Here is an 18,967-nt window from a genome sequence, read left to right as displayed (position 1 = left end):
TGGGTGGGCATTTCACTGCTCGGGGCGCTTGAACACCAACTCGTTATCTTTGGAATTAGCCGGGTCGAAAGCATAGCCCTCCAGATTAAAATCAAGCAGTTGCTCGCGCTGGGTCAGGCGATTCTTAATGATAAAGCGGCTCATCAGTCCGCGCGCTTTCTTGGCGTAGAAGCTGATCACTTTGTATTTGCCGTTCTTCTCGTCGAGGAACACCGGTTTAATCAGCGTGCCATGCAGTTTGGCCGGCTTCACCGATTTGAAGTATTCGTCGGAAGCCAGGTTGACCACCACGTCGTCCCCCTGTTGCTCCAGCGCCTCGTTGAGCTTCCTGGTGATCTGCTCGTCCCAGAAACTGTACAAATCCTTGCCCTTGGCATTCTCCAGCTTGATACCCATCTCCAGGCGGTAAGGCATCATCAGATCAAGCGGACGCAGCACGCCGTACAGTCCGGACAGCATGCGCAGATGCTGTTGGGCGAAATCAAAGTCATCTTCGCTAAAATCCTGCGCGTGCAGGCCGGTATAAACGTCGCCTTTAAACGCCAACAGTGCCTGGCGGGCATTGTCCGGGGTAAATTTCGGTTTCCAGTCGCCAAAGCGCGCGGCGTTCAGACCGGCCAGTTTATCGCTGATACCCATCAGGCTGGCGATTTGCACCGGCGTCAGGTCGCGGCAGATTTTGATCAACTGCTTCGATTTGTCCAGCAGCTCCGGCTGGGTGAAGCGTTCGGTTGCCAGCGGGCTTTCGTAATCAAGAGTTTTTGCAGGTGAAATAATAACGAGCATGGCCAGATCCTGTTTATCCAAGAGCGGATACTGTAGCAAAAAGCGCGGGAAAAAGGGTCAATGGGTCTGATAGGCAGGGCGCGTGCCAGCCGCGCCCGCAAAAGTTAATTTTTGTCCCACACGCCCGGTTCAAGCTGGGATTTCAACTCGGGGAAGCGATTGGCGTCGAAAGTGGGCAATCTTCCCAGCGTTCTCTGGCGGTGGTAATCGTTAGCCAACTTCAGCGCCACGCGTGACAACAGCAGGATTGCCGTCAGGTTGGTGATGGCCATCAAAGCCATTGAGGTATCGGCCATTTTCCATACCACTGGCAGTTCGGCCAGCGCGCCAAACATCACCATGCCCAGTGCGGCGCAACGGAAAATCAGCAGGCCGGCCGGGTGGTTTCGCTCCAGGAACACCAGATTGCTCTCGGCATAGGCATAGTTGGCGATAATCGAGGTAAAGGCGAAGAAGAAAATGGCGATGGCGACAAACGGCGAGCCCCAACTGCCGACGGCGGCGGAAAGCGCTCGCTGGGTCATGTCGATACCGCTGACGTTGGCCACCGGCTGATCCAATACGCCGGAAGAAAGAATGATCGCGGCGGTTGCACTGCAAATCACGATGGTATCGATAAATACCCCGAGCATCTGCACATAGCCCTGCGAGGCCGGATGCGGCGGGTAGGGTGAGGCAGAGGCCGCCGCATTAGGTGCCGAACCCATGCCAGCCTCGTTGGAAAACAGGCCGCGCTGAACACCCTGGGTCATCGCCTGCGAAATGCCGTAACCGACGGCACCGGCTGCCGCTTCCTGCAGCCCGAAGGCGCTTTTAACCACCAGCGTGAGGATCGCCGGCATATGCGCAATGTTATGACCAATCACCCAGAGGGCCAGCAGTAAATAAGCTGCGGCCATCACGGGCACCACCAGTTCAGCCACGCGGGCCACGGAGCGAATGCCGCCGAAGATCACGATACCGCTCAGGACTACCAGACCGAGACCGACATATAGCGGTTTCGCGTGGAAGGCGACGGCGGAGGCTTGGGCAATGGAGTTGGCCTGGACGGCGTTGAACACCAGGCCGAAGGCGATGATCAGGAAGATGGAAAACAGCACGCCCATCCAGCGCATGCCCAACCCTTTCTCCATATAGTAAGCCGGGCCGCCACGGTAGTTGCCTTGTTGGTCTTTGGTTTTATAGAGCTGCGCCAGGGTACTTTCAACAAAGGAGGTGGCCATGCCGATAAACGCCACTACCCACATCCAGAAGATGGCACCCGGGCCACCGGCGGTAAGGGCAATTGCCACGCCGGTCAGGTTGCCGGTGCCGACCCGTGCGGCCAGCGTGGTGCACAAGGCTTGAAAGGAGGAGATCCCCGCGCTGTCGCTCTTGTTACTGTGCTTGAGCACCGAGAACATATGGCTGAAATGGCGGACCTGGATAAAACGGGTGCGCAGGGTGAAATAAATGCCGGTACCGAGCAGCAAATAAATCAGTACTGAACCCCACAAAATATTATTAATAAAATTCATCAGGTCCGTCACGGATCCCTCCTTGTTGAAATTTGTCGCGCACCACGCCGTATCCACCGCGGGTGAAAATACATTGATTGAATTTTTACAAGAGCTTAGCTGAAATCAGCCCGGTTCAAAGCCATTGAGATTTTTCTCAGATTCCGGGACTCATTGCATTAATTTTCGCGAATTTAACATAATTTATTCAATCGATAGCACGTTATTGCCTTTTCATCCGCTCGGGAATGACGAAAGATACCAGCGTAAACGGTTGCTCGCTCAAGGATAAAACCAGCGCCGCCGGGCCGCGATTTTCCAGCCTTGCACCGGGCCTTGCGCATGTTATTATCAGGGCAGGGCATGGTTGAACGATGCCAAAAGTTCATGCACAAACGATGAGATAATGCCAACATGACCGATAAATTAACTTCCCTGCGCCAACTGACCACCGTGGTTGCAGATACGGGCGATATCGCGGCTATGAAGCTGTATCAACCGCAAGATGCTACGACCAACCCTTCGCTGATCCTCAATGCAGCCCAAATTCCTGAATACCGCAAACTGATTGACGAAGCCATTGCGTGGGCGCGCGAGCAGAGCAGCGATCGCGAACAGCAGATCGCCGATGCCGCCGACAAGCTGGCCGTTAACATTGGTCTGGAAATCCTGAAGTTGGTTCCGGGCCGCATCTCTACCGAAGTGGATGCACGTCTGTCTTACGACACCGTGGCCAGCGTTGCCAAGGCCAAGCGCCTGATCAAACTGTACAACGATGCCGGCATCAGCAACGATCGCATCCTGATCAAACTGGCTTCTACCTGGCAGGGCATCCGCGCTGCGGAGCAGCTGGAAAAAGAAGGCATCAACTGTAACCTGACGCTGCTGTTCTCCTTCGCTCAGGCGCGTGCCTGTGCCGAAGCCGGCGTATTCCTGATTTCTCCGTTTGTTGGCCGTATCCTCGACTGGTACAAAGCCAATGGCGACAAGAAAGAGTTCGCGCCAAACGAAGACCCGGGTGTGGTTTCCGTTACCGAAATCTATCAGTATTACAAACAGCACGGCTTCAAAACCGTGGTGATGGGCGCCAGCTTCCGTAACGTCGGCGAAATCATCGAGCTGGCCGGTTGTGACCGTCTGACCATCGCCCCTGCGCTGCTGAAAGAGCTGGCAGAGAGCGAAGGGACCCTGGAGCGTAAACTGGCCTACACCGGCGAAGTGCAAGCGCGTCCTGCAGCCTTGACCGAACCTGAGTTCTACTGGCAGCACAACCAGGATCCAATGGCCGTTGAGAAACTGACCGACGGTATCCGCAAGTTTGCCGTAGACCAGGGCAAGCTGGAAAAAATGATCGCCGATCTGCTGTAATTGCGGCAATCAGCGCGGAAAAAGGTGGCTTAGGCCGCCTTTTTTTATGCCCGCAGATCCCGACGGCGGGCAGACACTTTATACTCTCAAGATTCAAAATAGGGCGGGAAGCGAACCCGTCCGAACCCCATCAGGCTGTAGAGGTTACGCATGGACATATTACGTATTGGTTTGGTTTCTGTTTCTGACCGCGCTTCCGGCGGCGTTTACCAGGACAAAGGCATCCCGGCGCTGGAAGAGTGGCTGAGTGGCGCGCTGACCACCCCGTTCAAACTGGAAACCCGTCTGATCCCCGATGAGCAGACGTTGATCGAACAAACCCTGTGTGAGCTGGTGGATGAAATGGGCTGCCATTTGGTGCTGACCACTGGGGGCACCGGCCCGGCTCGCCGCGACGTGACCCCTGACGCTACGCTGGCGATCGCCGATCGCGTGATGCCTGGCTTCGGCGAGCAAATGCGTCAGATCAGCCTACACTATGTGCCAACGGCAATTCTTTCACGTCAGGTGGGGGCAGTCCGCAAGCAGGCGCTGATCATCAACCTGCCGGGGCAGCCCAAGTCGATCAAGGAGACGCTGGAAGGGGTTAAGGACGAGCAGGGCAAGGTGGTGGTGCATGGCATCTTTGCCAGTGTGCCGTACTGCATTCAGTTGCTTGAGGGGCCCTATGTGGAAACCGAGGCGGCAGTGGTAGCAGCATTTCGCCCGAAGAATGTGCGTCGCGAGATAAACCTCTAAATTTCAGCCTTTTGTGAGATAAGCGCTAGCCGATCTGGTGTGAAAATAATTTGCCGTTATAGTAAGGATTCGTTTACAGAAAGCCGATGGCTTTTATTTTTACAGTTTCCTCCGACGGTACCCTATGCCTCACGATAATAATCGCCGGTTAAACCGGCAAGACTACAAAACTCTGACGTTAGCTGCCCTGGGCGGTGCGCTGGAGTTCTATGATTTCATCATTTTTGTCTTCTTTGCGGCGGTGATGGGCGAGCTGTTCTTCCCGGCGGATATGCCGGAATGGCTACGTCAGGTGCAAACCTTCGGCATTTTTGCCGCTGGTTATCTGGCTCGACCGCTGGGCGGCATCGTGATGGCGCACTTCGGCGATCTGGTCGGTCGCAAGAAAATGTTCAGCCTGAGTATTTTACTGATGGCGCTGCCGACGTTGGCGATGGGTCTGTTACCGACCTATGCCAGCATCGGCATTGCTGCACCGCTGTTGCTGTTGCTGATGCGCGTGCTGCAAGGGGCGGCGATCGGCGGTGAGGTGCCGGGGGCCTGGGTGTTTGTTGCAGAACACGTACCGCGCCGACGCATTGGTTTCGCCTGCGGCACGCTGACTGCTGGGCTGACCGTCGGCATCCTGTTGGGCTCGCTGGTGGCGACGGTGATCAACACCACCCTCAGCCAACAGACCATTATTGACGGGGGCTGGCGCATCCCGTTCCTGCTTGGCGGCATTTTCGGCCTGGTGGCGATGTACCTGCGCCGCTGGCTGCAGGAAACACCGATCTTCATCGAGATGCAGGCGCGTAAGGCCCTGGCAGAAGAGCTGCCGTTGAAATCGGTGGTGCTCAATCATCGCAAGGAAGTGGTGGTGTCGATGCTGCTGACCTGGCTACTGTCCGCCGGTATTGTGGTGGTGATCCTGATGACCCCGACCTATCTGCAAAAACAGTTTGCTATCGCCCCGGCGCTGTCGCTGCAGGCCAATAGCATTGCTACCATCATGCTGATTGCCGGCTGCATCATCGCCGGGTTGTCGGCGGATCGTTTTGGTGCCAGCAAAACCTTTATCGTCGGTAGCCTGCTGCTGGCCGGTTGCAGTTGGTTATTTTATCGGACGGTGGGTGAACACCCGGAAATGTTGTTCGCTTGCTATGCGCTGGTGGGCTTCAGCGTAGGCATAGTGGGTGCGGTACCCTACGTGATGGTACGGGCTTTTCCAGCGGAAGTTCGGTTTACCGGGATTTCGTTCTCATATAATGTTGCATACGCTATTTTTGGTGGTTTAACCCCAATATTTGTGACGTTGATCATGAAGTTAACCCCGTTAGCACCCGCTTACTATGTGTTGGCGCTGTCAGGTATCGGACTGCTGCTGGGAATTTACCTGCATCGCGATCTGAACAGCGAGACCAAGGCGCAGCGAGCCGGTTCCTACAGCTAAAAAAAAGCCCTGCAATCGCAGGGCTTCTTGTTTCAGGCTAACGGCAATTATGCCACGGCCCGAATAGGTTCAACATTGTCGACCTTTGGCTCGCCAATCGGCAGCACCGTACGGCCAAACTGCTCGTTGAGCACTTCTGCCATGGCCAAATAAATGGCGCTGGCTCCGCATATAATGCCTTCGTAACCGGCAAAGTTCAGCAGCGCATGGTTTCCGGTGATGTTGCCGATGGCCAGCAGGGCGAACAGCAGCGTCAGGCTGCCGAACACGAACTGCAGCACGCGGTTGGCGCGCAAGGTGCCGAAGAACATAAACAGCGTGAAGACACCCCACAGTGCCAGGTAGATGCCTAGTACGCCGGCATCGGTCGGTTCAGCCAACCCCAGGCGTGGCAGCAGCAGCAGCCCGACCAGGCTCAGCCAGAAACTGCCGTAAGAGATAAAGGCCGTCATGCCGAAGGTGTTGCCTTTCTTGTATTCCAGCAGGCCAGCCATAATCTGGGCCAGTCCACCGAAGAAAATCCCCATGCTGATGATGGCGGAGTTCAATGGGAAAAAGCCCGCGTTGTGCAGGTTCAGCAAGACGGTGGTCATCCCGAAGCCCATCAGGCCGAGAGGGCCGGGATTTGCCAACTTGTTGGTGTGCATATGTCCTCTGCGATAACAGAATTTTAACGAAAATGGATAGGTAAATTCATAAATGGTCTGAATGGCCGAAAAAACCCTAACTTCCATCAGAGCGCGCGGCATCATAATGATCCCCAGAACAGGAAACAATGATCTGAGTGACGATAAAAACGAATTTTTTTTTGCCCTGCCCCTTGATGCTGGATGGTATGGCCCCATCTTATTTGCAACCGCAGTTGCTGACCGCGGCTAAGACTGAAATGTTGGGCAGTTGAAAAACAAAAAATTGCCCACATATAGGTTAGCAACCTGACCGAATATGAATTTATTAGTGGAGACGTTTAGATGGGCAAAATTATTGGTATCGACCTGGGTACTACCAACTCTTGTGTAGCAATTATGGATGGTGGTAAAGCGCGCGTGCTGGAGAACAGCGAAGGCGACCGTACTACACCTTCGATCATCGCATATACCCAGGATGGTGAAATTCTGGTTGGCCAGCCTGCTAAGCGTCAGGCTGTGACTAACCCACAAAACACCCTGTTTGCGATCAAGCGCTTGATTGGCCGTCGCTTCCAGGATGAAGAAGCACAGCGTGACAAAGACATCATGCCGTACAAAATTGTGGCTGCTGATAACGGCGACGCATGGGTCGAAGTGAAAGGCCAGCGTGTAGCACCTCCGCAGATCTCTGCTGAAGTGTTGAAGAAAATGAAGAAAACGGCTGAAGATTACCTGGGCGAACCGGTAACTGAAGCGGTTATCACCGTACCTGCTTACTTCAACGATGCTCAGCGTCAGGCGACCAAAGACGCCGGCCGTATCGCAGGTCTGGAAGTAAAACGTATCATCAACGAACCGACCGCTGCAGCCCTGGCTTACGGCCTGGACAAAGAAGTCGGTAACCGTACCATCGCGGTTTATGACCTGGGTGGCGGTACTTTCGATATCTCTATTATCGAAATCGACGAAGTTGACGGCGAAAAAACCTTCGAAGTTCTGGCAACCAACGGTGATACCCACCTGGGTGGTGAAGACTTCGACAGCCGCCTGATCAACTACCTGGTGGACGAATTCAAGAAAGAACAAGGTTTCGATCTGCGCAAAGATCCGTTGGCGATGCAGCGTCTGAAAGAAGCCGCTGAGAAAGCGAAGATTGAACTGTCTTCCGCTCAGCAGACCGACGTTAACCTGCCGTACATCACTGCAGATGCGAGCGGTCCAAAACACATGAACATCAAAGTGACCCGTGCAAAACTCGAGTCGCTGGTAGAAGATCTGGTTGCACGTTCTATCGAGCCGCTGAAAGTGGCCCTGACAGACGCAGGCCTGTCGGTTTCCGACATTCAGGACGTGATCCTGGTGGGCGGCCAGACCCGTATGCCAATGGTTCAGAAGAAAGTTGCTGACTTCTTCGGTAAAGAACCACGTAAAGACGTTAACCCGGACGAAGCCGTTGCGGTGGGTGCTGCGGTACAGGGCGGCGTGTTGGCCGGTGATGTGAAGGACGTTCTGCTGCTGGACGTTACCCCGCTGTCGCTGGGTATCGAAACCATGGGCAGCGTGATGACTCCGCTGATCACCAAAAACACCACTATCCCGACCAAGCACAGCCAGGTGTTCTCTACCGCTGAAGACAACCAGTCTGCGGTAACCATCCATGTGCTGCAGGGTGAGCGTAAACGCGCTAACGATAACAAGTCACTGGGTCAGTTCAACCTGGACGGCATCCAGGCTGCTGCACGCGGTATGGCGCAGATCGAAGTAACCTTCGACATCGACGCCGACGGTATTCTGCACGTGTCTGCCAAAGACAAGAATACTGGCCGTGAGCAGAAAATCACCATCAAGGCTTCTTCTGGTCTGAACGAAGAAGAAATCCAGAAAATGGTGCGTGATGCCGAACTGAACGCCGAAGCGGACCGTAAGTTCGAAGAGCTGGTGCAGACCCGTAACCAGGCTGACCACCTGATCCACGGCACCCGTAAGCAGTTGGAAGAAGCGGGCGACAAACTGCCGGCAGAAGACAAAACGGCTATCGAAGCGGCGCTGAAAGATCTGGAAGTGGCGGTTAAAGGCGAAGATAAAGCCGAGATCGAAGCGAAGACCCAGGCTCTGGTGCAGGTTTCCGGCAAGCTGCTGGAAATGGCTCAGGCGCAGCAGGCTCAGCAAGGTGCTGATGCCGGTGCTGACAACGCGGCGCAGAAAGACGACGACGTGGTTGACGCTGAGTTCGAAGAAGTTAAAGACAAAAAATAATCGCCCTTAAGCGGGCACGGAACGGCTGAGAGGTCGTTACCGCAAACCAGCACGGGCGTCGAGGCAACTCTACGCCCGTGCACGCATGTTAAGGGTTACAGAAATAATGGCGAAGAAAGACTATTACGAGATTCTCGGCGTCTCCAAGACGGCGGAAGAACGTGAGATCAAAAAGGCGTATAAACGCCTGGCGATGAAATACCATCCTGACCGCAATCAGGAGCAAGACGCCGAAGCCAAGTTTAAAGAGATTAAGGAAGCGTACGAAATCCTGACCGACGGTCAAAAGCGTGCGGCTTACGATCAATATGGTCATGCTGCCTTTGAACAGGGCGGTATGGGCGGTGGCGGCGGGTTTGGTGGCGGCGGTGCTGAGTTCAGCGATATCTTTGGCGACGTATTTGGCGACATCTTCGGTGGTGGCCGCCGTCAGCGCGCCAGCCGTGGTTCCGATCTGCGCTACAACATGGAGCTGTCCCTCGAGGAAGCGGTTCGTGGCGTGACCAAAGAGATCCGTATTCCGACGCTGGAAGAGTGTGGCGTTTGCCACGGCAGCGGCGCGAAGCCGGGCAGCTCGCCGGTGACCTGTCCAACCTGTCACGGGCAGGGCCAGGTGCAGATGCGCCAGGGCTTCTTTACCGTGCAGCAGGCTTGTCCGCACTGTCATGGGCGCGGTCAGATTATCAAAGACCCTTGCAATAGCTGCCACGGCCACGGCCGGGTAGAGAAAGCCAAAACGCTGTCGGTGAAAATCCCGGCCGGCGTTGATACTGGTGACCGCATTCGCCTGGCAGGTGAGGGTGAAGCGGGTGAGCACGGCGCGCCAGCAGGCGATCTGTACGTTCAGGTTCAGGTGAAAGCGCACCCGATCTTCGAGCGTGAAGGCAATAACCTGTACTGTGAAGTGCCGATTAACTTCGCGATGGCGGCATTGGGCGGCGAGATTGAAGTCCCGACGCTGGATGGCCGCGTGAAGCTGAAAGTACCGGCAGAGACGCAGACAGGTAAACTGTTCCGCATGCGCGGCAAGGGTGTTAAATCGGTACGTGGTGGCAGCCAGGGCGACCTGCTGTGCCGTGTGGTGGTAGAAACTCCGGTTAACCTGAACGACAAGCAGAAGCAATTGCTGAAGGAACTGGAGGAGAGCCTGGGTGGCCCTTCCGGTGACAAAAACAGCCCGCGTTCGAAGAGCTTCTTCGACGGGGTAAAAAAGTTTTTTGATGACCTGACGCGTTAAGCTGCTGTTTCCGTTAGCGTACTGCATAACCCCGGCGTCAAAACCGGGGTTTTTTATTGGCACTGACTCGTCTAATAACCCTAGTTAAAATGTGACATATATCTCTTATTGATCGGTTTTTACGATGCTTTAAGCATTTATAAACGTATTTTATCGAAGTGATTCGCCGTCTATACTCATTCCATTACTTTGTCTGCAGGGCCGTCTGTGCCTTGCGCTGCTCTGGAGAGACGTATTGTGACCAACATCATTCGTCAATTTTTACGTCAGGAAGCCGCGGGCGGCATTATCCTGATCGTAGCCGCGATTATCGCGCTGATCATGGCCAATACCCAAGCTCAGGGGATTTATCACGCCTTCCTCAATTTACCTGTGATGGTAAAGGTGTCCTCACTGGAGATTGCCAAGCCGTTGCTGTTGTGGATTAACGATGGCCTGATGGCGATCTTTTTCCTGGTGGTCGGGCTGGAGGTCAAGCGTGAGTTGATGCAGGGATCATTGGCCGGGCGTGACAAGGCGGTGTTCCCGGCGATTGCCGCATTGGGCGGCATGCTGGCACCGGCGTTGATTTACCTGATGTTCAACGGGGCGGACGAGGTGGCCCGTCAGGGATGGGCGATCCCGGCGGCGACCGATATTGCCTTTGCTCTCGGGGTGATGGCACTGTTGGGTAATCGCGTGCCAACCAGCCTGAAGGTGTTCCTGTTGGCGCTGGCGATCATCGACGACCTGGGTGTGATCGTGATTATCGCGCTGTTCTATACCCACGAAGTCTCGATGGCGGCGTTGGGCGTGGCGGCAGCCTCTATCGCCGTGCTGGCGTTTATGAACTGGCGCGGCGTGGGCAAAACCTCGCTTTATATGATTGTCGGCCTGGTATTGTGGGTGGCTATCCTCAAGTCCGGGGTACATGCGACGCTGGCTGGGGTCATCATCGGCTTTATGATCCCGCTAAACGTGAAGAAGGGGCCATCACCGTCAGAGACGCTGGAGCATGAGCTGCATCCGTGGGTAGCGTTCCTGATACTGCCGCTGTTTGCTTTTGCCAACGCCGGGGTTTCATTACAAGGCGTGTCGCTGAGCGGGCTGACCTCACTGTTGCCGGTGGGTATCGCAGCGGGCCTGTTTATCGGTAAGCCATTGGGCATCTTCACTTTCAGCCTGTTGGCGGTGAAACTGGGCATTGCCAAGCTGCCTGAAGGAATTGGTTTCAAACAGGTGTTTGCCGTTTCCGTGCTCTGTGGTATTGGTTTTACCATGTCGATTTTCATCGCTTCGCTGGCCTTTGGCGATGCAGATGTTGTACTAAGTACTTATTCGCGGCTGGGCATCCTGATTGGGTCAACCACGGCGGCGGTGGTCGGGTACGGTCTGTTGCGCATGTCGTTACCGCGAGTCAGATAACCCTTTTAGGGGATCCCCTGTTCGTGGGGACACTCTACAATAGCTGGTCGGAGCTGTGCAGGATAAAATATGCACAGCTTCGGCCATTCTGTTTGGGACGAATGCAGCAACAGGTTGTCTGAAACAGGGAAAGGACATTAGTCGCTCGTCACGGCCGATCGCCGCCATGACGAAATGTTAAGGAGAGCACCTCGTGAGGATGTCGCATATCAACTTTAATCACCTTTACTACTTCTGGCAGGTCTGCAAGGAAGGTTCGGTGGTCGGCGCCGCCGAAGCCCTATTTCTGACACCGCAGACCATCACCGGCCAGATCAAAGCGCTGGAAGAACGTTTGGACGGCAAGCTGTTCAAGCGTCAGGGGCGCGGGCTGGTGCCATCCGAGTTGGGGCAACTGGTTTTCCGCTATGCCGACAAGATGTTTATGCTCAGCCAGGAAATGCTGGATATCGTTAATTACCGCAAGGAATCTAACCTGCTGTTCGACGTCGGGGTCGCGGATGCGCTGTCCAAACGTTTGGTGAGTCAGGTGCTGGAGACGGCGGTAGTGGTAGATAATGAGCAAATTCACCTGCGTTGCTTCGAGTCGACGCACGAGATGCTGCTGGAACAGCTCAGCCAGCATAAGCTCGACATGATCCTGTCAGACTGCCCGGTGGATTCCAGCCAGCAGGAAGGATTATTCTCGCTCAAGCTGGGTGAATGTGGCATCAGCTTCTTTTGCCGCCAGCCTGCGCCGGACCTGCCGTTCCCCGCCTGCCTGGAGCAGCGAAAATTGCTGATCCCCGGTCGGCGTTCGATGCTGGGCCGTAAACTACTGAACTGGTTTAACACCCAGGGCATTCAGGTGGAGATCCTGGGCGAATTTGATGACGCGGCCCTGATGAAGACCTTCGGCATGTACCACAACGCGATCTTCGTTGCACCGACGCTGTATGCGCAGGATACCTATAACGATGATGACGTGGTGGAGATTGGGCGTATTGATAGCGTGCAGGAAGAGTACTACATCATTTTTGCCGAGCGCATGATCCAGCATCCAGCGGTACAGCGGGTGTGCAACAAGGACTTCTCTGCGCTGTTTGCTTACCAGAGCGGTATTGCAGACGTAAAAAAACCGGCCTAAGCCGGTTTTTTTATCAAGCTGATAACGTAATGCTTATTGCATTGCGTTGATACGCGCAGTCAGGTTTGACTTATGGCGTGCAGCTTTGTTTTTGTGGATCAGGCCTTTAGCTGCCTTGCGGTCCACGATTGGTTGCATCACGAGGAATGCATTTTTTGCAGCTTCTTTGTCGCCAGTTGCGATAGCAACTTCTACTTTCTTGATGTAGGTACGCATCATTGAGCGGCCGCTAGCATTGTGCTTACGACGTTTCTCAGACTGTACGGCGCGTTTCTTAGCTGATTTGATATTAGCCAAGGTCCAACTCCCAAATATATTCTATTGAGGACAATTCGAAGGCCGAGGAATATCCCCTTTTAGTCTTCGTTTGTCAACGGATTTGTGCAAATAAGCGCCGTTTGTACTGGCGGCACTTGCTACGTTGTGATGGGGCAGGATTTTACCAGCTTCGGTCATGGGAATACAGTGTTTCGCGAGAAAATTCGCCAATGAGTTGCCGTATTGGCCGCAAGCTGTTGGCCGCGGTCGATAATCAGCTTTGTGTCGCCGGATAAACTGCGGTTAGGGCGTTTCACCTGCAGATTATCTCCGGTATGGTATGTCTATTACATAAAGGCACCAATCGCGGGTTAACCTTAACCGCTGTACAAGGTATAATCCGGCGATTTCCACTGTTTTGAGCCAGCTATGGAGCTAATTCGCGGCATTCACAATATCCGGGCACGCCACCATGGTTGCGTGCTCACCATCGGCAACTTTGACGGCGTACACCGCGGTCACCAAGCGTTGCTGGAGCAGCTGAAACAAGAGGGGCATCGCCTCGGGCTGCCAGTGATGGTCATGATCTTTGAGCCGCAACCGCTGGAGATGTTTGCAGCGGACAAGGCACCGGCCCGTCTTACGCGTTTGCGTGACAAGGCCAAATACCTGGCGCAGGCGGGTGTTGACTACCTGTTGTGCGTCAAGTTCGACCCGCGTTTCGCTGCCAACACGGCACAGGCATTCGTTGCCGAACTGCTGGTGGAGAAACTGGGGGTGAAATTCCTGATGGTCGGGGATGATTTTCGCTTTGGCGCTACCCGCCAGGGCGATTTTCCGCTATTGCAAAAAGCCGGTAAAGAATACGGTTTTGAAGTGATCAGCACGCCGACCTTCCGCGAGGGCGATCAACGTATCAGCAGCACGGCGATTCGCAATGCGCTGCGCGATGACGACCTGGCACTGGCCGAAACGCTGCTGGGCCACCCGTACAGTATTTCTGGTCGGGTGGTGCACGGCGATGAACTGGGCCGTACTATCGGCTTTCCTACCGCCAACCTGCCGCTAAAACGCCTGGTTGCCCCGGTGAAAGGGGTCTATGCGGTAGAAGTTTATGGCCTGGGGCCTGAACCGCTCCCCGGCGTGGCCAACATTGGCACACGCCCAACCGTTGCCGGCGTGCGACAGCAGCTGGAAGTCCATCTGCTGGATGTCACACTGGATCTTTACGGGCGCCATATTGACGTGGTGCTCCGCGCGAAATTGCGCAATGAACAGCGTTTTGCTTCGCTCGATGCGCTGAAGCAGCAAATCGCCAATGATGTGGTGACGGCCCGGAAGTTCTTCGGGCTACAGACACCGGTTTAATCTCTATAGCCGAAAACGGAACCGAGAATCTAATGAGTGACTACAAGAATACCCTGAACTTACCGGAAACAGGGTTCCCGATGCGTGGCGATCTGGCCAAGCGTGAACCTGGCATGCTGCAACGTTGGTATGAACAGGATCTGTACGGGATTATTCGTACTGCCAAAAAGGGCAAAAAATCCTTCATTCTGCATGACGGCCCTCCGTATGCGAATGGCAGCATTCACATTGGTCACTCGGTTAACAAGATTCTCAAAGACATTATTATCAAGTCGAAAGGGATGTCCGGCTTCGACTCGCCTTACATTCCGGGTTGGGACTGCCACGGCCTGCCGATCGAACTGAAGGTCGAGCAACTGTACGGCAAGCCGGGTGAAAAACTCACCGCGGCGGAATTCCGTATCAAGTGCCGTGAGTACGCCGCAGAACAGGTTGAAGGTCAGAAGAAAGACTTCATCCGTCTGGGCGTGCTGGGAGACTGGGATCACCCGTACCTGACCATGGACTTCAAAACCGAAGCCAATATCATCCGCGCGCTGGGTAAAATCATCAGCAATGGCCACCTGTTGAAAGGTGCCAAGCCGGTGCACTGGTGTACCGATTGCCGTTCTTCACTGGCGGAAGCGGAAGTTGAGTATTACGACAAAACTTCGCCGTCTATCGATGTGGCTTTCCACGCGGTTGACGCGGCTGCCGTGGCGGCCAAGTTTGATGTGGCCAACTTTAACGGTCCGGTTTCTCTGGTTATCTGGACCACCACCCCGTGGACGCTGCCGGCTAACCGCGCCATCTCCCTGCACCCTGAATTTGCGTATCAGTTGGTACAGGTTGAAGGCCAATGCCTGATCCTGGCCGCCGAACTGGTGGAAAGCGTGATGAAACGCGCCGGCATTACCCATTGGGAAGTTCTGGGCAGCTGCAAAGGTGCCGATCTGGAACTGATGCGTTTCGAACACCCGTTTATGGGCTTCGACGTGCCGGCAATCCTCGGCGAACACGTGACGCTGGATGCCGGTACCGGTGCAGTACACACCGCGCCAGGCCACGGCCCGGATGACTTCGTCATCGGCCAGAAGTACGGCCTGGAAGTGGCCAATCCGGTAGGGCCAAACGGCTGCTACCTGACCGGCACTTACCCGCTGCTGGATGGCAAGTTTGTTTTCAAGGCCAACGATCTGATCGTTGAGCTGCTGCGTGAGAAAGGCGCACTGCTGCACGTGGAAAAACTGGTTCACAGCTACCCATGCTGCTGGCGCCACAAAACGCCGATCATCTTCCGCGCTACCCCTCAGTGGTTCATCAGCATGGATCAGAAAGGCCTGCGCAAGCAGTCGCTGGAAGAGATCAAAGGCGTGCAGTGGATCCCTGAGTGGGGCCAGGCACGTATCGAAACCATGGTCGCCAACCGTCCGGACTGGTGTATTTCGCGTCAGCGTACCTGGGGCGTGCCGATGTCACTGTTTGTGCACAAAGACACTGAGCAACTGCACCCACGCAGCGTCGAGCTGATGGAAGAAGTGGCCAAGCGCGTTGAGCAGGACGGTATTCAGGCCTGGTGGGATCTGGACGCGGCCGATATTCTCGGTGCGGATGCTGCCGACTACGTGAAAGTACCAGACACCCTGGACGTATGGTTCGACTCCGGTTCGACCCACTCTTCTGTGGTCGACGTGCGCCCTGAGTTCAATGGTCATGGCGCCGACATGTATCTGGAAGGCTCTGACCAACACCGCGGCTGGTTTATGTCATCACTGATGATCTCCACGGCGATGAAAGGCAAGGCACCGTATAAAGAAGTTCTGACCCATGGTTTCACCGTGGACGGTCAGGGCCGCAAGATGTCCAAGTCGATCGGCAACACCATCAGTCCACAAGACGTGATGAACAAGCTGGGCGGCGACATCCTGCGTCTGTGGGTAGCCTCTACCGACTACACCGGCGAGATCGCGGTGTCGGACGAGATCCTGAAACGCTCTGCCGATTCTTATCGTCGCATCCGTAACACCGCGCGCTTCCTGCTGGCCAACCTGAACGGGTTTGAGCCGAGCACCGACTGCGTGGCACCGGAAGAGATGGTGGTACTGGATCGCTGGGCAGTGGGTCGTGCACTGGCGGCGCAGCAGGATATCGAAAAGGCTTATGCCAATTACGATTTCCATGAAGTGGTACAGCGCCTGATGCAGTTCTGTTCGGTCGAGATGGGTTCCTTCTATCTGGATATCATCAAGGACCGTCAGTACACCGCGAAGAGCGACAGCGTCGCCCGTCGCAGCTGCCAGACTGCCTTGTTCCATATCGCAGAAGCGCTGGTGCGCTGGATGGCACCTATCATGTCGTTCACAGCCGATGAAATCTGGGCTTTCCTGCCGGGCAAACGCGCGCAGTACGTGTTCACTGAAGAGTGGTACGACGGCCTGTTCGGTCTGGCGGAAGGCGAAGGCATGAACGATAGCTTCTGGGCCGAACTGCTGAAAGTGCGCGGCGAAGTGAACAAGGTACTGGAGCAGGCGCGTGCCGACAAACGCCTCGGTGGCTCGCTGGAGGCCGCGGTAACGCTGTATGCCGATAGCGAACTGGCTGAACGCCTCAACAGCCTGCAGGATGAGCTGCGCTTTGTGCTGCTGACCTCGGCGGCGCGCGTTGCGCCTCTGGCCGATGCGCCGGCGGATGCTCAAGCGTCAGAACAGGTGAAAGGTCTGAAAATCGCCTTCAGTACCGCAGAAGGTGAGAAGTGCCCGCGCTGCTGGCATTACACCACCGATATCGGCCTGGTGGCGGAACACGCAGATCTCTGCGGCCGCTGTGTGATCAACGTAGCCGGTGACGGCGAAAAGCGTAAGTTTGCCTAATGAGTAAACCTATTTGTTCGACCGGCTTGCGCTGGCTGTGGTTGGTAGTGGTGGTGCTGGTACTGGATTTTGCCAGCAAGCAGTGGATCCTCGGAAACTTTGTGCTGGGCCAGTCCCAGCCGCTGATCCCGTCGTTCAATCTGTTCTATGCGCGTAACTACGGTGCCGCGTTCAGCTTCCTGGCCGATCACGGCGGCTGGCAGCGCTGGTTCTTCGCCGGTATCGCCGTCGCCATCGTGGCGGTGCTGCTGGTGATGATGTACCGCAGTTCGGCGCAGCAAAAGCTGAACAACATCGCCTATGCCTTTATTATTGGCGGTGCGCTCGGCAACCTGTTCGATCGCTTGTGGCACGGCTTCGTGGTCGATTTTATCGACTTCTACGTGGGCGGCTGGCACTACCCGACCTTCAACCTGGCGGATAGCTTTATCTGCGTGGGGGCGGCGATGATCGTACTGGAAGGCTTTTTATCGCCGGCGAACAAAAGTGCAAAGAGCAAAGGTGAGTAATATGACGGCTCAGATTAAGGGCGATAGCGAAGTGCTGGTGCACTTCACGTTGAAACTGGAAGACGGTTCAACTGCAGAATCCACCCGCAGCAACGGCAAACCGGCGCTGTTCCGACTGGGTGACGGCAGCCTGTCAGAGCCGCTGGAAGCACAGTTGCTTGGTCTGAGTGCGGGCGACAAGTGCGCCTTTACCCTGCAACCGGAAGCGGCATTTGGCGAAGAGAACCCGGACCTGGTCCAGTTCTTCTCACGCCGTGACTTCGCGGAAACCGGGGTACCGGACGCGGGCACCATCATGCTGTTTACCGCCGTCAACGGCAGCGAAATGCCGGGTGTGGTGCGTGAAGTGGCGGAAGATTCGATTACCGTTGATTTCAACCATCCGCTGGCGGGCCATCCGGTGACCTTCGATATTGAAGTGCTGGAGATTGACCCGCAGCAGGAGGAGACGCATGCAAATATTGCTGGCTAACCCACGTGGCTTTTGTGCCGGGGTTGATCGTGCGATCAGTATCGTTGAACGCGCGCTGGAAATTTACGGCGCGCCTATCTACGTGCGTCACGAAGTGGTGCATAACCGCTACGTGGTGGACAGCCTGCGTGAGCGTGGGGCGGTATTTATCGAGGAAATTACCGAAGTGCCGGACGGGTCAATTCTGATCTTCTCGGCGCACGGGGTTTCCCAGGCCGTTCGGGCCGAAGCCAAAGCGCGTGATTTGACCATGCTGTTTGACGCCACCTGCCCGCTGGTCACCAAAGTGCATATGGAGGTGGCGCGAGCCAGCCGCCGTGGCACCGAGGCGATCCTGATCGGCCATGCGGGCCACCCTGAAGTGGAAGGCACCATGGGCCAGTACAGCAACCCGAAGGGCGGCATGTATCTGGTGGAGTCACCGGACGACGTGGGTAAGCTACAGGTGAAAGATGAAAGCAACCTGTGCTTTATGACACAAACCACGCTGTCGGTGGACGACACTTCTGACGTGATTGATGCTCTGCGCAAGCGTTTCCCGAGCATCATCGGGCCGCGTAAGGACGACATCTGCTACGCCACCACCAACCGACAGGAAGCGGTGCGTAACCTGGCCGGGGATGCGGACGTGGTTCTGGTGGTGGGGTCGAAGAACTCCTCTAACTCCAACCGTCTGGCGGAGCTGGCTCAACGCGTGGGTAAGCCGGCGTACCTGATCGACTCTGCGGCTGACATTCAGGAAGCCTGGCTGAAGGATGCTCGCAATATCGGTGTTACCGCCGGGGCATCGGCACCAGACGTATTGGTGCAGGACGTGATCAGTCGCCTGAAAGCGCTGGGCGGTGTCAACGTGCAGGAAGTCAGCGGCCGTGAAGAGAACATCGTGTTCGAAGTGCCGAAAGAGCTGCGGGTTGATATCAAACAGGTCGATTAAGCATCGGGCATAAATAAAATAACGGGGAGCTTTGGCTTCCCGTTTTTTTTAGGGAGCGGTACCGGGCAATGAATGTATTAAAAGGCGCGGGAGAGAGAACTGATT

At 55.5% G+C, this 18,967-nt stretch carries 16 protein-coding genes; 12 read left to right on the top strand and 4 right to left on the bottom strand.

What is annotated here, in order from left to right; genetic code table 11:
- Positions 1-12: 12 nt before the first annotated feature.
- On the bottom strand, positions 13-786 hold the full coding sequence (gene yaaA / locus OC597_RS12550) for a peroxide stress protein YaaA (RefSeq protein WP_261285567.1): 774 nt from the start codon (positions 784-786) through the stop codon (positions 13-15).
- A gap of 104 nt (positions 787-890) precedes the next feature.
- Positions 891-2,315 (bottom strand): alanine/glycine:cation symporter family protein, encoded by a 1,425-nt coding sequence (locus OC597_RS12545; protein ID WP_262208912.1) that lies wholly within the window; start codon positions 2,313-2,315, stop codon positions 891-893.
- 381 nt (positions 2,316-2,696) lie between these two features.
- On the opposite strand from OC597_RS12545, the gene tal reads away from it, so the two are divergent.
- The 3 genes from tal to OC597_RS12530 all read left to right on the top strand — a co-directional run bounded on the left by tal (position 2,697) and on the right by OC597_RS12530 (position 5,820).
- Positions 2,697-3,650 (top strand): transaldolase, encoded by a 954-nt coding sequence (gene tal, locus OC597_RS12540; protein ID WP_085120165.1) that lies wholly within the window; start codon positions 2,697-2,699, stop codon positions 3,648-3,650.
- Between the two features lie 150 nt (positions 3,651-3,800).
- Positions 3,801-4,388 (top strand): molybdopterin adenylyltransferase, encoded by a 588-nt coding sequence (gene mog, locus OC597_RS12535; protein ID WP_262208911.1) that lies wholly within the window; start codon positions 3,801-3,803, stop codon positions 4,386-4,388.
- Positions 4,389-4,512: 124 nt separating this feature from the next.
- On the top strand, positions 4,513-5,820 hold the full coding sequence (locus OC597_RS12530) for an MFS transporter (protein WP_261257259.1): 1,308 nt from the start codon (positions 4,513-4,515) through the stop codon (positions 5,818-5,820).
- Between the two features lie 47 nt (positions 5,821-5,867).
- On the opposite strand, the gene satP is transcribed toward OC597_RS12530, so the two are convergent.
- Positions 5,868-6,467: an acetate uptake transporter gene (satP, locus tag OC597_RS12525; RefSeq protein WP_262208910.1), complete on the bottom strand. Its 600-nt coding sequence runs from the start codon at positions 6,465-6,467 to the stop codon at positions 5,868-5,870.
- Between the two features lie 324 nt (positions 6,468-6,791).
- Here satP and dnaK point away from each other — a divergent pair, with 324 nt between their 5' ends.
- The 4 genes from dnaK to nhaR all read left to right on the top strand — a co-directional run bounded on the left by dnaK (position 6,792) and on the right by nhaR (position 12,472).
- Entirely contained in the window at positions 6,792-8,705 is a 1,914-nt protein-coding gene (gene dnaK, locus OC597_RS12520; protein WP_085120168.1) for a molecular chaperone DnaK, read from the top strand.
- 106 nt (positions 8,706-8,811) lie between these two features.
- Positions 8,812-9,942, top strand: coding sequence for a molecular chaperone DnaJ (dnaJ, locus tag OC597_RS12515; RefSeq protein WP_085120169.1), 1,131 nt, complete (start codon positions 8,812-8,814; stop codon positions 9,940-9,942).
- Between the two features lie 237 nt (positions 9,943-10,179).
- Positions 10,180-11,346 (top strand): Na+/H+ antiporter NhaA, encoded by a 1,167-nt coding sequence (nhaA, locus tag OC597_RS12510; protein ID WP_261257260.1) that lies wholly within the window; start codon positions 10,180-10,182, stop codon positions 11,344-11,346.
- Positions 11,347-11,539: 193 nt separating this feature from the next.
- Complete coding sequence (gene nhaR, locus OC597_RS12505; RefSeq protein WP_261257261.1) at positions 11,540-12,472, top strand: transcriptional activator NhaR; 933 nt, start codon at positions 11,540-11,542, stop codon at positions 12,470-12,472.
- Positions 12,473-12,505: 33 nt separating this feature from the next.
- Here the strand turns inward: nhaR and rpsT are convergent, their stop codons facing one another.
- On the bottom strand, positions 12,506-12,769 hold the full coding sequence (gene rpsT / locus OC597_RS12500; protein ID WP_037420676.1) for a 30S ribosomal protein S20: 264 nt from the start codon (positions 12,767-12,769) through the stop codon (positions 12,506-12,508).
- A gap of 390 nt (positions 12,770-13,159) precedes the next feature.
- Here rpsT and ribF point away from each other — a divergent pair, with 390 nt between their 5' ends.
- Genes ribF through ispH form a run of 5 tightly spaced genes read left to right on the top strand, consistent with a single transcriptional unit; the run spans position 13,160 to position 18,862 of the window.
- Positions 13,160-14,098 carry a bifunctional riboflavin kinase/FAD synthetase gene (gene ribF, locus OC597_RS12495; protein WP_262208908.1) on the top strand — a complete coding sequence of 313 codons (939 nt, stop codon included), beginning with the start codon at positions 13,160-13,162 and terminating at the stop codon, positions 14,096-14,098.
- A 32-nt stretch (positions 14,099-14,130) separates the two neighbouring features.
- Positions 14,131-16,947 (top strand): isoleucine--tRNA ligase, encoded by a 2,817-nt coding sequence (gene ileS, locus OC597_RS12490; protein ID WP_261285571.1) that lies wholly within the window; start codon positions 14,131-14,133, stop codon positions 16,945-16,947.
- Positions 16,947-17,456: a signal peptidase II gene (gene lspA / locus OC597_RS12485; RefSeq protein WP_099063126.1), complete on the top strand. Its 510-nt coding sequence runs from the start codon at positions 16,947-16,949 to the stop codon at positions 17,454-17,456. Before ileS ends, lspA begins: the two co-directional genes overlap by 1 nt.
- 1 nt (position 17,457) lies before the next feature.
- Positions 17,458-17,928, top strand: coding sequence for an FKBP-type peptidyl-prolyl cis-trans isomerase (fkpB, locus tag OC597_RS12480; protein WP_085120175.1), 471 nt, complete (start codon positions 17,458-17,460; stop codon positions 17,926-17,928).
- Positions 17,909-18,862 (top strand): 4-hydroxy-3-methylbut-2-enyl diphosphate reductase, encoded by a 954-nt coding sequence (gene ispH, locus OC597_RS12475; RefSeq protein WP_085120176.1) that lies wholly within the window; start codon positions 17,909-17,911, stop codon positions 18,860-18,862. Before fkpB ends, ispH begins: the two co-directional genes overlap by 20 nt.
- The last annotated feature ends 105 nt before the right edge of the window (positions 18,863-18,967 follow it).

The sequence above is a fragment of the Serratia proteamaculans genome (assembly GCF_946227095.1).
In the GTDB taxonomy this organism is placed as follows: Bacteria; Pseudomonadota; Gammaproteobacteria; order Enterobacterales; family Enterobacteriaceae; genus Serratia; species Serratia proteamaculans_E.
This window is presented reverse-complemented; position numbering and strand designations above follow the sequence as displayed.